Genomic DNA, 14,880 nt, shown 5'->3' on the forward strand with positions numbered 1-14,880 from the left:
GGGCAGCCGTACGGGAGCGTTCCCTCCCCTTCGACTGTGGCCTACCCGGCAGTACCCTCGCCCCCATGACTTCCTCAGACAGCACGCAGAAGCCGCCGGTCAAGGACCCGTGGGAGCTGCCGGACGTGTCCGGCCTCGTCGTCGGCGTCCTCGGCGGCACCGGCGACCAGGGCCGGGGCCTCGCCTACCGGCTCGCCAGGGCCGGCCAGAAGGTGATCATCGGCTCCCGCGCCGCCGACCGCGCCCGGACCGCCGCCGACGAACTCGGCCTCGGGGTGGAGGGCGCGGACAACGCCGAGTGCGCGCGCCGCAGCGACATCGTGATCATCGCGGTGCCGTGGGAGGGCCACGCCAAGACCCTCGAAGCCCTGCGCGAGGACCTCGGGGGCAAGCTCGTCGTGGACTGCGTCAACCCGCTGGGCTTCGACAAGCAGGGCGCCTACGCCCTCCAGGTCGAAGAGGGCAGCGCCGCCCAGCAGGCCGCCGCCCTCCTCCCCGACTCCCGCGTCACGGCCGCCTTCCACCACCTCTCGGCCGTCCTGCTCCAGGACGAGTCGATCGACGAGATCGACACCGACGTGATGGTCCTCGGCGAATCCCGCGCCGACACGGACCTCGTCCAGGCCCTCGCCGCCCGCATCCCCGGCATGCGCGGCGTCTTCGCGGGCCGCCTGCGCAACGCCCACCAGGTCGAATCCCTGGTCGCCAACCTCATCTCCACGAACCGCCGCTACAAGGCCCACGCAGGCCTGCGCATCACGGACGTCTGAGCCGGGGCGGCCGGACCGCGCCCTTACGGCAGCACTGCGGGGCATGGGGGACACTGGAGGGGCTCGACGCCGTTCAGTGTTCCCGAGGAGCTCTTCCCATGCCCCGCCTTGCCGTCTTCGCCGTCGTCGTCTGCGTTCTTGCGGTGGCCGCGGCCGTCGTCGCCTTCGTGGAGGGCAGCTTCCTCGGGATCGTCTGGGTGCTGCTCGCGGGGCTCACGTCCAACCTGGCCTGGTACTACCTGCGCAAGGCGAAGGCCGAGAAGGCCGCGCGGACCTCGTAGGCGGCCGGGCGGGGCCGGGTCAGGGGGCCTCGCAGAAGCTGCCGGCGTCCTGCCAGAAGCGGTAGAGGGCGTGGCCGCAGTCCGTCTCCAGGGCCGACACGCCCAGTGCGGACAGCAGGTCGCGCACCACGCCGAAGAAGAAGATGTTGACCTCCGGGATCCACAGCAGCGCGAAGACGGCGATCAGGCCGAACGGTGCCAGCGGCTCCACCTCGCGGCGCACCCGGTGCGACAGCCAGGGTTCGATGACCCCGTAGCCGTCGAGGCCCGGTACCGGCAGGAAGTTCAGGATCGCCGCGGAGACCTGGAGCAGTGCCAGGAAGGCGAGCGCGTACCGGAAGGGCATCGGCACCCCGTCGAGGGCGTCCAGCCAGAACGGCGCCGTGCAGATGAGGGCGAACGCCACGTTGGTGAGCGGGCCCGCCGCCGAGATGAGGCTGTGCTTCCAGCGCCCCCGGATCCGGCCGCGCTCGATGTAGACGGCGCCGCCGGGCAGGCCCAGCCCGCCCAGGATCACGAAGAGCACCGGCAGCACGATGCTGAGCAGCGCGTGCGTGTACTTCAGCGGATTCAGCGTCAGATAGCCCTTGGCGCCCACCGAGAGGTCGCCGCCGTGCAGGGCCGTGCGGGCGTGCGCGTACTCGTGCAGGCAGAGGGAGACGACCCACGCCGACGTCACGAAGAGGAACACGGCGAGCCCGGTGCTCGTCGAGTACCCCGTCCACACGGCCCAGCCGGTGACGGCCATGACGGCGAAGATGCCGAGGAATACCGAACTGATCCGCCGCTCGCCGCGGCTGCCCTGATGACCCATGCCGGGAAACCTATCCCGGCCGCCTGAGGGAAAACGGTTCGGGGCCGGGGCGGGGTACGGGGACAATGGGCCGGTGCGTTACGCAATTCTCGGCACCGCCCAGGCCATCCACGACGACGGGACCCCCGTCGGCGTCGGCGGAGCGCGCCTGAGGGCGCTCCTGACCGCGCTCGCGCTGCGGCCGGGGCGGGTGGTGCCGGCCGCGCTGCTGGTCTCCGAGGTGTGGGACGGCGACCCGCCGGCCGATGCGGTGGCCGCCCTGCAGGCGCTCGTCGCCCGGCTGCGGCGGGCCCTCGGGCACGCGGCCGTGCGCTCCGCGGAGGGCGGCTACCAGCTCGCCGCCGAACGCGAGGACGTCGACCTGTACCGCTTCGAGCGCCTCGCCCGGTCCGCGGCCGAGACCCCGGACCCGGCCGAGGCCGCCGCACGATACGAGGACGCCCTCGCCCTCTGGCGCGGACCGGCCCTCGCCGACCTGCCGGACCCCGGCGCGGAGGCCGCGCGCTGGGAGGCCGTACGGATGGACGCGCGCCGGGGCCGGCTCGCGGCGGCCCTGGCCCTGGGCGGGGCCGAGCGGTCCCTGCCGGAGCTGACCGCGCTGTGCGCGCAGCAGCCGCTGGACGAGCCGCTGCAGGCCCTGCGCATCCGGGCGCTGCGCGACGCGGGCCGCCCGGCGGAGGCGCTGGCCGCGTACGACGCCGTACGCCGGGACCTGGCGGCCCGGCTCGGCACGGACCCGGGCCCCGCCCTGCGCGCCCTGCACACCGAACTCCTCACCCCCGGCCCGGCCGACGCCGGTGCCGCCGCGCAACCGGTCCGGCCCGGCGCACCCGCACAAGGCTCCGCCGTGGAGGCCGTGCAGCCCTGGGCGCAGCCCCCGGGCAGCGGCCAGTACCCGGCGGACGCCGGTGCCGCCGCGCGACCGGCCCGGCCCGAGCAGGGCGCCCCCGCCCCGGGCGGGCATCCGGCGCAGCCGGGCCGGGGCGCCGGCTCCGGGCCGGGCCCGTATCCGTACCCGTCGTCGGCGCCCGAGGCGTCCCGGCAGGCCGGACGGGGCAGCGGGAACCTGCGGGCCCGGCTCACCACCTTCGTCGGCCGTGAGGACGACATCCGGGTCATCGGGGACGATCTCGCGCGGGCGCGCCTCGTCACGCTCCTCGGGCCCGGCGGGGCCGGCAAGACGCGGCTCTCGCAGGAGGCCGCCGAGGCGCACGGCGCGCACGGCGGATGGCCCGACGGGGTGTGGTTCGTCGAGCTGGCCCCCGTCGACGACCCGGAGGACGTCGCCGAGGCCGCGCTCGCCGCGCTCGGGGCCCGGGAGACCAAGCTGCGCGGCGCCGCCGCCGAGGAGCTGCGCGCCCTGACCGACCGGACCGGCGACGCCCCTCTGGACCGGCTCGCCGAGCACTGCGCACGGCAGCGGCTCCTGCTGCTGCTCGACAACTGCGAGCATGTGATCGGTGCGGCCGCCGAGTTGGCGGAGGAGCTCCTGGCGCGCTGTCCGGGCGTGCAGATCCTCGCGACGAGCCGGGAGCCCCTGGGGGTGCCGGGGGAGTCGCTGCGTCCGGTGGAGCCGCTGCCCGATCCCGTGGCGCTGCGGCTGCTCGGTGACCGTGGGGCCGCGGCCCGGCCGGGGTTCCGTACGGACGACGATCCGGCCGCGGCGGCGGAGATCTGCCGGCGGCTGGACGGTCTGCCGCTCGCCATCGAGCTGGCCGCCGCCCGGTTGCGGCTGCTCACCCCGCGCCAGATCGCCGACCGGCTCGACGACCGGTTCCGGCTGCTGACCAGTGGTGCCCGTACGGTCCTGCCGCGGCAGCAGACCCTGCGGGCCGTCGTCGACTGGTCGTGGGACCTCCTCGACGAGCCCGAGCGCACCGTCCTGCGCCGCCTGTCGGTCTTCGCCGGCGGCTGCGACCTCGCCGCCGCCGAGGCCGTCTGCGCCGACCCGTCCTACGACACCGCCGACGTCCTCGGCTCCCTCGTCGACAAATCCCTCGTCGTCGCCGCCCCCGGCCCCGACGGCTCCGGCATGCGCTACCGCCTCCTGGAGACCGTCGCCGAGTACGCCACCGAGCGCCTCGCCGCCGCCGAGGGCGACCGCGAGCACACCGAGCGCCGCCACCTCGTCCACTACCGCGAACTGGCCCGTACCAACGAACCCCTGCTCCGCGGGCACGGCCAGCGGGCCGCGACCGAGCTGCTCGCCGCCGAGTACGAGAACATCCGTACCGCCCTGCGCCGCGCGGTCGCCGCCCGCGACGTCGACGAAGTGCTGTGCCTCGTCCACTCCCTGGGCTGGCACTGGCACATGCACGACCTGGGCACCGAGTCCCGGCACTGGTCCGAGGCGGCCGCCGCGCTCGGCCCCAACCCCTTCGCGGCGCCCGTCGTCCCCGCCGAGCCCGTCCACGGGCGGATCGTCGACACGCCCCCGCCGTACACCGGCGAACTGCTCACCGAGGCCTGGCGCGGCATCCAGCTGATCCGGCTGGCCGCCCGCGACCAGAACAGCGACACCTGGGACACCCCCGAGGTCCGCGCCCAGATCGACGGCGTGCTCGCCGCCTACCGGCCCGGGCTGCCGCAGACCTGCCGGACCCCTTCCTCCCTCTGGATCTACGCCGTCATGATCGCGGGCGACCCCGGGCTGCTGCAGCGCGTCGTGGACGACACCGTTCAGACCGCCCGTGCCTTCGGCTACCGCTGGGAGCTCGCCTCCGCCCTGCAGCTGCGGGCCAACATCCTCGCCAACCGGGCGGACTGGGCCGGCGACGCCTCCCGCGACGCCGAGGAGAGCCTGGCCCTCTTCCGCGAGCTCGGCGACGACTGGGGCTGCGCCGAGGCGCTGTCCGCGCGCGCCGAGTCCCGGGAGAAGCGCGGCATGTACGCGCTGGCCGCCGAGGACTTCCGGGCCGCGATCGTGCATGCCGAACGCCTGGGCGCCCACGCCCAGGTGACGGTGTTGCGCGTACGGATGGCCGGGACGCTGGTCGAGAACGGGGAGGCCGAAGAGGCCGAGGAGATCCTCACCGAGATCACGGCACGGTGGCAGGGGTACGGCAACGAGGCCATGCCCGCCGCCCGGATGTTCCTCGCGGGCCTCCTGGGCCGTACCGGCCGCATCGTCGAGGCCCGGGCCCAGATCGAGGCGCTGCGCCAGGACTTCGCGCTCGGCGCGTACGCCGTCTTCGACGTGTTCCTCCTCGCCACGACGGCCTGGCTGGACAACCGGGAGGGTGCGTACGAGGAGGCGCTGGTGCGGATCCGCGAGGCCACGAACCGGGTCCGGGACCCGCTCGTGATGATGGTCGCCCCGCAGCTGCCCGCCGTGTACCTGCTGACCGGGGCCGTCTCCCTCGTCTCGCTGGGCGGCCCGCGGCGCACGTACGACGCCGTCCGGCTGCTCGGCGCCTACCGTACCCATCTGCCGCCCCGGCACTTCCCGATCACCATGGAACGCGAGGACGCCGCCCTCGTCGAGGAGCTGACGCGGGCGGCGCTCGGCGACGCGGCCTTCGAGAAGGCGTACGCCGAAGGCGGCGGCCTCACCATGGAGGAGGCCACCGCCCTCATCTGACCCGGCCCCCGGCCGGTGTCCGTCCGGGACGCGATCCGAACGGACCGGTCCGCGGATCAGGTCTTCTGGCGGAACTTCCGTACCGCGAGCGGCATGGTGACCGCGGTGATGGCGACCGACCAGGCCAGGGTCATCCACACCGAGTCGCCCACCGGCGTTCCGTTGATCAGGGCCCGGGCCGCGTCGGCCAGGTTGGACAGCGGGTTGTAGTCCGTGAAGGCCTGCAGCCAGCCCGGCATGGTGGACGGCATGGCGAAGATGGAGCTGCCGAACTGGAGCGGCATCAGGACCAGCATCGCCATGCCCTGGACGGCCTGCGCGGTCTTCATGGTCAGACCCAGCAGGATGAAGATCCACATCAGCGAGGCGCCGAAGACGACCGACAGGCCGATGGCGGCGAACAGGTCCAGGATCGAGCCGTCGATCGACAGACCGAGGGTGAAGCCCACGCAGAGCAGGATCGAGATGGCGATCAGCATGCGGCCGATCTCGACGACGATCTTGGCGAGGAGTACGGACGACCGGGCGATCGGCATGGACCGGAACCGGTCCATCACGCCCTTCTTGAAGTCGTCGTTGACCCCGGTGCCCACCGCCATGGCGATGTTCATGCCCATCATGGCCATGAGGCCCGGGACCAGGTAGCTGACGTACTGGCCCTGGTTGCCCTTGCCGGAGACGGCGCCGCCGAAGACGAACACGAACAGCAGCGTGAAGATGATCGGCATGAACAGGACGTCGAACATCGACTCGGGGTCCTGCTTGATCTGCAGGGCGTTGCGGCGCACCAGGGCGCCGATGTGCCGCAGGTTGGCCCGCAGGCCGATCCGGCCCTCGCCGGAGTGTGCGACCACCGAGGCCGGACCGGGCGCGGTGGGAGCGGGCTTCGTCGTGGTTACGGTGCTCATGCCGCGACCTCCTCGGTCTTCTCGGTGGGAACGGAGTCCTCGACGGAGAGGGGCTTCTGGCCGGTGATGGCGAGGAACACCTCGTCGAGGCTGGGCAGGTAGGTGCCGAGGTCGGCGATGGCGTACCCGCGGGCGGCCAGCAGGCCGACGACGGCGGTCAGCTGCTCGTCGCTCAGGATCGGGACCAGCAGCACGCCCTCGTCCGGAACGGCCTGGGTGCCGGCCACGCCGTCCAGTCCGGCCTCGGCCAGCGCGCGGGCCATGCCCGGCAGGTCGGCGGAGGCCACGGGGCGGATCTTCAGGGTGCGTCCGCCGACGCGCGCCTTCAGCTCGTCGACCTTGCCGTTGGCGATGACCTTGCCGCGGTCGATGACCGTCAGCTCGCTGGCGAGCTGCTCGGCCTCCTCCATGTACTGGGTGGTGAGCAGCACGGTGGCGCCCTCGGCGACCAGCCGCTGGACCTCGTCCCACACCTCGTTGCGGGTGCGGGGGTCGAGACCGGTGGTCGGCTCGTCCAGGTAGAGCACGGCCGGGTTGCCGATCAGGGAGGCGGCCAGGTCGAGCCGGCGGCGCATGCCGCCGGAGTAGTTCATGGCGGCCTTCTTGGCCGCCTCGGTCAGGGAGAACCGCTCCAGCATCTCGTCCGCGCGGCGGCGGGCGTCCTTGCGGGAGAGGTCGAGCAGCCGCCCGATCATGTAGAGGTTCTCCCAGCCGGAGAGCTTCTCGTCGACCGAGGCGTACTGGCCGGTGAGGCCGATGGTGCGGCGCAGCTGGCGGGGCTGGCGGACCACGTCGTACCCGGCGACGACGGCCGTGCCGGAGTCCGGGGTGATCAGGGTGGAGAGGCATCGCACGAGGGTGGTCTTGCCGGCGCCGTTGGGGCCGAGGACTCCGAGGACCGTGCCCTCGCGGACGTCCAGGTCCACGCCGTCGAGGGCCTTGGTCTCGCCGTAGTGCTTGACCAGCCCCCGTACCTCCACGGCGTTGGGCTTCTTGTCGTTTCGCGTCATGTCCACCATGGGACCACCCGTCACTGACAAAGCACCGACAGCCGACCGACAAACGTACGACAGGCATACGACAGCCCGCCGGCACACGGTCGGCGGGCTGTCGGTGGAGCGGGCCACGGGGGCCGGCGGGCCGCCGGAGCGGCCGCTCATCTCATCAGTGGAAGGCGTGCTCTTCCTGCGGGAACGTTCCGCCGACCACGTCCTCGGCGAAGGCCTTCGCCGCGTCGCCCATGGTCGCCCGCAGGTTCGCGTACTGCTTCACGAACCGCGGCAGCTTCCCGCCGGTCAGGCCCATCATGTCGGTCCACACCAGCACCTGCGCGTCGCACTCCGAGCCGGCGCCGATGCCGACCGTCGGGATGTGCAGGGACCGGGTGACCTCGGCGGCCAGCTCGGCCGGGACGAGCTCCAGCACCACCGCGAAGGCGCCCGCGTCCTGCGCCGCCTTCGCGTCGCGCAGCAGCTGGTGCGCGGCCTCGTCGCCGCGGCCCTGCACCCGGTAGCCCATGGCGTTGACGGACTGCGGGGTCAGGCCCAGGTGGGACATGACGGGGATGCCGGACTGCACGATCAGCTCGGTCTGGGCCAGCGAGCGCTCGCCGCCCTCCAGCTTCACCGCTCCGACCCCCGCCTCCTTCACGAGACGGGTGGCGCTGCGCAGCGCCTGCACGGCGCCCTCCTGGTACGAGCCGAACGGCATGTCGCCGATGACCAGGGCGCGGCTCGTGCCCCGTACGACGGCCGCCGACAGCATGGTCATCTGGTCCATCGTCACCGGGACGGTGGAGTCGTAGCCGAGGTGGCAATTGCCCATGGAGTCGCCGACGAGGATGACCGGGATGCCGGACTCGTCGAAGACGGACGCGGTCATGGCGTCGTAGGCGGTGAGCATGGGCCACTTCTCGCCGCGTTCCTTGGCGAGCGTCAGGTCGCGGACGGTGATGCGCCGGGTGCCCGTGCCTCCGTACAGGGTGGGTGCGTGCGACGGAGATGCTGCTGCGGGTTCGCGGGCAGGCGAAACGGCATGCGTCATTGCAACTGCTCCTTGTGTCATCTCGAGGCGCCCTCACGGCGTCCCCGGACTCACCCACCATGGTGGCATCCGCGGGGCCACAGGCGGAAGTGGTGGGGCCCACACCCGGCCAGGAGGATCCAATGTGCGCGTTTCGTGACAAGCGGAACCCGGTGCGCACGGCCGTTCGTCCTCCCGGACGTACGACCGCGACGGACGGTCGTGACGTACGACACGGAAGGCTTCGTGCATCGCCTAGGGTCAAGGGGCGGGGACGGAGCGCGAGCGCGGCAGTGAGGGCAGTGGCATGGCACAGGCGTACATGACGGAATCGGGGAACGGCGGCTCGGAGCCCGAGCCCTCCGGATCCCGCTTCCGGCGCCGGCTGGCCGAACTGCGCAAGGACCCCGGGATCTGGCGGCGGGGATGGGTGCTCGCCGCGATCGCCGTACTGATCGCGCTGGTGATGATCTTCCACGCGGAGCTGCCCAACGACGTGGGCAACCTCGGCAGCCTCACCGAGACCTTCCTGCCCTGGCTGGGCCTGGCCGTCCCGCTCCTGCTGGCCGGCGCCGTCTTCCGCAAGTCCGCGACCGCGCTCATCGCGCTCGTGCTGACCGGCGCGGTCTGGGTGAACCTCTTCGGCGGCCTGGTCACCGACAAGTCCGGCTCCGGCGGCAACCTCGTGGTCGCCACCCACAACGTCGACGCCGACAACCCCGACCCGCGCGGCACCGCCGAATCGGTCGCCAAGTCCGGGGCGGACATCCTGGCCCTGACCGAGCTCAAGGGGAGCGCCGTCCCCGTCTACGAGAAGGCCCTGGCGGGCACGTACAAGTACCACTCGGTCGAGGGCACCGTCGGCGTGTGGAGCAAGTACCCGCTGAGCGCGAGCGCGCCCGTCGACATCAGGATGGGCTGGACCCGCGCCATGCGCGCCACCGTCGACACCCCGCACGGCAAGGTCGCCGCCTTCGTCGCGCACCTGCCCTCGGTCCGGGTCAAGCTGAAGGCCGGCTTCACCGCGAACCAGCGCGACGACAGCGCCGACGCGCTGGGCGCCGCCCTCGCCGCAGAACCGCTGAAGAAGGTCATCCTGCTCGGCGACCTCAACGGCACCATGAACGACCGCGCCCTGTCCGAGGTGACCTCGCAGATGCGCTCCACCCAGGGCGCGGCGGGCGACGGCTTCGGCTTCAGCTGGCCGGCGCAGTTCCCGATGGCCCGGATCGACCAGATCATGGTCCGCGGGATCCGGCCGGAGGCCTCCTGGACCCTGCCGCGCACGGGCAGCGACCACCTTCCGGTCGCCGCCCGGGTCACGGTCAAGCCCTGACGCACGCACCCGCCGGGCAGAGCTGACGGCCAGAGCCGACGCGGGCGGCGGTTACGCCTGCTCGCGCCAGCCGTTCGTGATGGGCAGCCGGCGGTCCTTGCCGAAGCCCTTCGCGGAGATCTTCGTGCCCGGCGGGTACTGGCGGCGCTTGTACTCCGCCGTGTCCACCATCCGCAGGGTCCGGGCGACCAGCTCACGGTCGAAGCCGGCCTCCACGATCGCCTCCATGCCCTGGTCGCGGTCCACGTACAGGGCCAGGATCGCGTCGAGCACCGGGTAGTCCGGCAGCGAGTCGGTGTCCACCTGGCCCGGGCGCAGTTCGGCGCTCGGCGGCTTCACGATGGAGTTCTCCGGGATCGGCGGGGCCTCGCCGCGTTCGGCGGCGGCCCGGTTGCGGTACTGCGCGAGCCGGAAGACGTCCGTCTTGTAGACGTCCTTGATCGGGCCGTACGCGCCCACCGAGTCGCCGTAGAGCGTGGAATAGCCCACGGCCAGCTCCGACTTGTTGCCCGGGGCCAGCACGATGTGGCCCTCCTGGTTGGAGACCGCCATCAGCATGGTGCCGCGCAGCCGGGACTGCAGGTTCTCCTCGGCCAGGCCGGTGAGGCCCAGCGAGCCCATGTACGCGTCGAACATCGGCTCGATCGGCACGGTCCGGAAGTTCAGGCCGGTCCGCTCGGCCAGATCGGCCGCGTCCCCCTTGGAGTGGTCCGAGGAGTACTTCGACGGCATCGAGATCCCGTACACGTTCTGCGCGCCGATCGCGTCGCAGGCGATGGCGGCGACGAGGGCGGAGTCGATACCTCCGGAGAGCCCGATCAGGACGGAGCGGAACCCGTTCTTCTTCACGTACGCGCGCAGGCCCACGACCAGCGCGTCGTAGACCTCCTCGTCGTCGTCGAGGCGGTCGGCGTAACCGCCGGTGACCACGGCCTCGTACGGCTCCACCGGCTCCTCGGACAGGATCACGCGGTCGATGCGCAGCCCGTCGTCCACCACGCCCTCGGGGGCGTCGGCGCGGGCGGCGGGCAGGTCGAGGTCGACCAGGACGCAGCCCTCGGAGAACTGCGGGGCGCGGGCGATGACCTCGCCGCCGGCGTCGACGACGATCGAGTCGCCGTCGAAGACCAGCTCGTCCTGGCCGCCGATCATGGCCAGGTAGGCGAGGGTACAGCCGGCCTCCTGGGCGCGCTTCTGGACCAGTTCGAGGCGCAGGTCGTCCTTGTTGCGCTCGTACGGGGACGCGTTGACGGAGATCAGCAGTCCGGCCCCGGCGGAGCGGGTGGCCGGGACCCGGCCGCCCTCCTGCCAGAGGTCCTCGCAGATGGCCAGGGCCACGTCGACGCCGCGCACCCGGATCACGGGCTGGGTGTCGCCCGGCACGAAGTACCGGAACTCGTCGAACACCCCGTAGTTGGGCAGGTGGTGCTTGGCGAAGCGCAGGACGACCCGCCCGCGGTGCAGCACGGCCGCCGCGTTCTCGGGGGAGCCGGCCGGCTTGCCGAGCCGGGGAACGGCCTTCTCGGTGCGGTCGAGGTAGCCGACGACGACCGGCAGTTCGCCGAGGCCCTCGGCCGCCAGCCGCTCCGCGAGCCCGCGCAGCGCGGCGCGGGAGGCCTCGACGAAGGAGCCGCGCAGGGCGAGGTCCTCGACGGGGTACCCGGTCAGCATCATCTCCGGGAACGCCACCAGGTGGGCACCCTGCTCGGCGGAGTGCCGGGTCCAGTGCACGACCGAGTCGGCGTTGGCGGCGATGTTGCCGACGTGCGAGTCGATCTGATTCAGAGCGAGGCGTAGTTGAGGCACGGGGCCCAGTCTAATCGTCTTTCTGACGCGATGTCCTGGGCCCCGCTTGTTTTCCCTTGGGGGAACTGCCTCGTCAGCCGATCGGGCCGGCGTACTTCACGTCCTCGAGCCGGGTTCCCGCGGAGATGTTCGCGGTGATGCTCTTGGTGCCCTCGGGGAGCTCGAAGGCCACGACCCCGCTGGCGGACGCGCCCGGCAGGATGGACCCCTCGATCATCTTCGGCACCCTGCCGCCGGAGCCGCTGCTGTCGAAGACCATGTCGGCGGTCATGCCGTGCTCGTCGCGGACGCTGGGCACGGCGTAGATGACCTCGTGCGGCGAGGACGAACCGTTGGTGATGGTGATCGTCAGCTGGATCGCGTTCTTCACCCGCTCGCGGGCGATGATGCCCTTCGGCTCGTACTTCGTCGGCGCCGACAGGGTCACCTTGACGCCGTTCGGGTAGGTGAAGGTCTCGCCGAACGGCAGCGCGCTGGTCAGGCCCGGGACCTGCGAGGGCGACCGGGACGCGGACGGCCAGGGCTCACCGCTGGGGTAGAGGCCCTCCAGGTCCATGTCGTCCTCGCCGATGTCGATGCCCCGCTCGTACCGACTGGGGGTGTCCTCGATGATGGCGGCCGTGAGGAAGAAACCGCCGACCGAGGCGGCGAGGCCGAGCACGCCGAGGACGGTGCCGACGACGGCCATCGTCTTGTTCGGGGCGCCCTTGTTGGCGCGGACGACGCCGCCGATGCCGAGTCCCGTGGCGACGACGGCCATCAGGGCGCCGAGCCAGAAGAAGAAGGGCACGACGGCGGCCATGACACCCAGACTGGCGACGATCACGGCGGCGACGGCCAGCCCGTTGGTGGGCGCCTTCGGCTGCGGGTATCCGCCGTACGGGCCCGCGCCGAAGCCGGGCTGGCCCCAGGCGGGGGCGCCGGGCATGCCGGCGGCCGGGGCGACGGGCACGGTCGGCGCGCCCGGGGCGGGCATGGGGAACGGCGACGTGGTGCCGGGGGCGGGGCTGGCGAACGGCGACGTCGAGCCCGGGGCGGGGGTGGCGAACGGCGACGGCGCGGGCGGGGCGAACTGCGACGGGGCGGGGGCGGCCGGGGCCTGGGGGGCGGCAGAGTCCACCGGGGCTGCCGGGGCCTCGGGGGCCGCCGGGGCTGCCGGGGCGGCGGGCGCTTCGGCAGCCGCGGGAGCAACGGGGGTGGCGGAAGCCGCGGGAGCAGGAGCTGCCGGCGCGTCGGCGGGGGCCGGGGGCTCCGAGGTGGCCGACGCCTCGGGGGCGGCCGATGCCGCGGGAGCCTCGGGGGCCGCCGGGGCCGGGGTCTTGTCGAGCGACAGCGGCTGCGCGGGCGCCGGTACGGAGGCGGTCTCGGGTATCGGGGTGTCCGCCGGCTCCGTCGGGGGCTCGGCGGGAGTGCTGGGCGGGTTCGGCGGGGTGCTCATACCGGCGGTGGCGTCCTTTGTCGCAGCTGCTGTGATCACCGCAAGGGTGCCATGCCCGCGGCTCGCACCCGTCCGAATTCCCGCCCGGGCCCGGGCGGGGTCGGACCGGGTCCCGGGCGGGGTCCCGGGCCGGCCCGCCGCATGGGCCGGCCCGGGACCGTACGGCCGCCGCCTACAGCTGGTAGCCCAGCACCGTCATCATTCCGGACTCCGAGTGGTAGACGTTGTGGCAATGGACCATCCACAGCCCGGGGTTGTCCGCGTCGAAGTCCGCCGTCAGCCGCCCGCCCGGCAGGACGATCGCGGTGTCCTTGCGCGCCCCGCCCGCCTCTGTGCCCAGGGCGAAGGTGTGGCCGTGCAGGTGCAGCGGGTGCCACATCGGCGTCGCGTTGCGGAACTCCAGCCGGACCCGCTCGCCCGCCTTCACCGGGTGCCGCTGGTCCGGTGTGTACGGCTTGCCGTCGAAGGCCCAGTTGTACCGGGTCATGGAGCCGGTCAGGCGGAGCTGCACCGTACGGTCCGGCTCGCGCGAGGCCAGTACGGCCGCACCGGCGGCCTTGAACGCGTCCGCCGCCGGCGGCCGCGCGTCCAGTTCGGCCGGCCGGGTCGCGGCCGTGGGCGCCGCACCCGACCCGGTGCGCAGCACGGCCAGCGCCGACTGCCCCTTGCCCTCGGCCAGTGCGGTGAGCGGGAACACCCCGTCCTGGGCGGTGACCAGGACGTCGTACCGCTCGCCCATGCCCAGGAGCAGGGAGCCCGTCTTCAGGTGTTCCACCGGGTAGCCGTCGGTGTGGGTGACCGTCAGCTCGTGGCCGCCGAGGGCGATCCGGAAGGCGGTGTCCCCGCCGGCGTTGATGATGCGCAGCCGGATCCGGTCCCCGGGGCGGGCGGTGAAGACCGACGGATCCTCCGCCACCCGGCCGTTGATCAGGTAGTAGGGGTAGGCGACGTCGCCCGCGTCCTTGCCGAGGATGTCGCTGTCGGCGCCCATGAGGACGTGGGAGCGGCCGCCGGGGCGGCTCGCACCCGGGGCGGGCGGGGCGCCGTGCCCGGCGTGGCCCCCGCCGCCTCCGCCTCCGTTGCCGTTCCCGTCCCCGTTCATGCCCTTGCGGAGCTCGGCGAGGACGGCTTCCGGAGTGGCGCCGTCCACTCCGTCGATCCAGTCGTCCAGGACGACCACCCACTCCTTGTCGTAGGAGAGGGGTTCCTTCGGGTCCTCGATGATCAGCGGGGCGTAGAGGCCACGGTCCTGCTGGACCCCGGTGTGCGGGTGGAACCAGTACGTCCCGGGCTGCGCGACGGCGAACTTGTACGTGAAGGATCCGCCCGGGGCGATGTCCCGCTGGGTCAGCCCCGGGACCCCGTCCATGTCGTTGCGCAGCGCGAGCCCGTGCCAGTGCAGGGAGGTGGCCTCGGGGAGGTTGTTGGCCAGGGTGAGGGAGAGGGTGCCGCCCGCGGTGGCCCGGATCTCCTGGCCCGGCAGCTTGTCCCCGTACGCCCAGGAGCGGACGGTCCGCCCGGCGCCGAGGTCGAGCGGGGTGGCGGTGGCGGTGACCTTGACCTCGGTGAGCGGGCCGGTCGCCTTGCGGGCCGCCTCGGCGGCGCGGACCTCGGGCCCGGCCGGGTCCACGTACCCCTCGGGGCCGTCGGCGGCGGAGCCGCCGTGGTTCATGGAGCCGTGGTCCGTGCCGGAGGAGCCGGAGCAGGCGGCGAGCAGTCCGGAGCCGGCGAGGGCCGCGGATGCGCCGAGTACGGCGCGACGGGTGGGAAGAGAGCGCATGGGAGCACCTCGTGGGTCTGGTGTTACGGATTCATGGGCGCGGTTCGGCGCCGCCTCGCGGGCGTACGGGCGCATGGGCGTACGGACATGCCGGGGTACGGGGTACGGGAGCGGGGCACCGCGGACGTGCGGGTGCCACTGCGTA

At 73.1% G+C, this 14,880-nt stretch carries 11 protein-coding genes; 4 read left to right on the forward strand and 7 right to left on the reverse strand.

Annotated features, from left to right (window positions below):
* Positions 1 to 65 precede the first annotated feature (65 nt).
* Together npdG and ACIPYQ_RS03265 are read left to right on the forward strand one after the other, a co-directional pair.
* A complete protein-coding gene (gene npdG / locus ACIPYQ_RS03260; RefSeq protein WP_401245628.1) occupies positions 66 to 770 on the forward strand; it encodes an NADPH-dependent F420 reductase in 705 nt (234 codons plus the stop codon).
* A gap of 98 nt (positions 771 to 868) precedes the next feature.
* The gene (locus ACIPYQ_RS03265; protein ID WP_030723453.1) at positions 869 to 1,051 is read left to right on the forward strand and encodes a hypothetical protein; all 183 of its coding nucleotides are present in this window, start codon (positions 869 to 871) and stop codon (positions 1,049 to 1,051) included.
* Between the two features lie 19 nt (positions 1,052 to 1,070).
* Here the strand turns inward: ACIPYQ_RS03265 and ACIPYQ_RS03270 are convergent, their stop codons facing one another.
* Positions 1,071 to 1,865, reverse strand: a complete 795-nt coding sequence (locus tag ACIPYQ_RS03270; protein WP_401245630.1) for a site-2 protease family protein — start codon at positions 1,863 to 1,865, stop codon at positions 1,071 to 1,073.
* 73 nt (positions 1,866 to 1,938) lie between these two features.
* Between ACIPYQ_RS03270 and ACIPYQ_RS03275 the strand changes: the two genes are divergently transcribed.
* Positions 1,939 to 5,445, forward strand: coding sequence for an AfsR/SARP family transcriptional regulator (locus ACIPYQ_RS03275; protein ID WP_401245632.1), 3,507 nt, complete (start codon positions 1,939 to 1,941; stop codon positions 5,443 to 5,445).
* 56 nt (positions 5,446 to 5,501) lie between these two features.
* Here the strand turns inward: ACIPYQ_RS03275 and ACIPYQ_RS03280 are convergent, their stop codons facing one another.
* The 3 genes from ACIPYQ_RS03280 to panB all read right to left on the reverse strand — a co-directional run bounded on the left by ACIPYQ_RS03280 (position 5,502) and on the right by panB (position 8,396).
* Positions 5,502 to 6,353: an ABC transporter permease gene (locus ACIPYQ_RS03280; RefSeq protein WP_401245634.1), complete on the reverse strand. Its 852-nt coding sequence runs from the start codon at positions 6,351 to 6,353 to the stop codon at positions 5,502 to 5,504.
* On the reverse strand, positions 6,350 to 7,372 hold the full coding sequence (locus ACIPYQ_RS03285) for an ATP-binding cassette domain-containing protein (protein ID WP_401245636.1): 1,023 nt from the start codon (positions 7,370 to 7,372) through the stop codon (positions 6,350 to 6,352). Before ACIPYQ_RS03285 ends, ACIPYQ_RS03280 begins: the two co-directional genes overlap by 4 nt.
* Positions 7,373 to 7,517: 145 nt before the next feature.
* Positions 7,518 to 8,396 (reverse strand): 3-methyl-2-oxobutanoate hydroxymethyltransferase, encoded by an 879-nt coding sequence (gene panB, locus ACIPYQ_RS03290; protein ID WP_401245638.1) that lies wholly within the window; start codon positions 8,394 to 8,396, stop codon positions 7,518 to 7,520.
* A gap of 286 nt (positions 8,397 to 8,682) precedes the next feature.
* Here panB and ACIPYQ_RS03295 point away from each other — a divergent pair, with 286 nt between their 5' ends.
* Positions 8,683 to 9,711, forward strand: coding sequence for an endonuclease/exonuclease/phosphatase family protein (locus ACIPYQ_RS03295; protein WP_401245640.1), 1,029 nt, complete (start codon positions 8,683 to 8,685; stop codon positions 9,709 to 9,711).
* Positions 9,712 to 9,762: 51 nt separating this feature from the next.
* Here ACIPYQ_RS03295 and ACIPYQ_RS03300 read toward each other — a convergent pair whose 3' ends face one another.
* From ACIPYQ_RS03300 to ACIPYQ_RS03310, 3 genes are all read right to left on the reverse strand, one after another.
* Positions 9,763 to 11,517, reverse strand: a complete 1,755-nt coding sequence (locus tag ACIPYQ_RS03300; protein ID WP_401245642.1) for an NAD+ synthase — start codon at positions 11,515 to 11,517, stop codon at positions 9,763 to 9,765.
* Positions 11,518 to 11,590: 73 nt separating this feature from the next.
* Positions 11,591 to 12,955 carry a DUF4190 domain-containing protein gene (locus tag ACIPYQ_RS03305; protein WP_401245644.1) on the reverse strand — a complete coding sequence of 455 codons (1,365 nt, stop codon included), beginning with the start codon at positions 12,953 to 12,955 and terminating at the stop codon, positions 11,591 to 11,593.
* A 172-nt stretch (positions 12,956 to 13,127) separates the two neighbouring features.
* Positions 13,128 to 14,735 (reverse strand): multicopper oxidase family protein, encoded by a 1,608-nt coding sequence (locus tag ACIPYQ_RS03310; protein WP_401245646.1) that lies wholly within the window; start codon positions 14,733 to 14,735, stop codon positions 13,128 to 13,130.
* Between the last annotated feature and the right edge of the window lie 145 nt (positions 14,736 to 14,880).

Source organism: Streptomyces sp. NPDC090045, assembly GCF_044747975.1.
Lineage (GTDB): Bacteria > Actinomycetota > Actinomycetes > Streptomycetales > Streptomycetaceae > Streptomyces.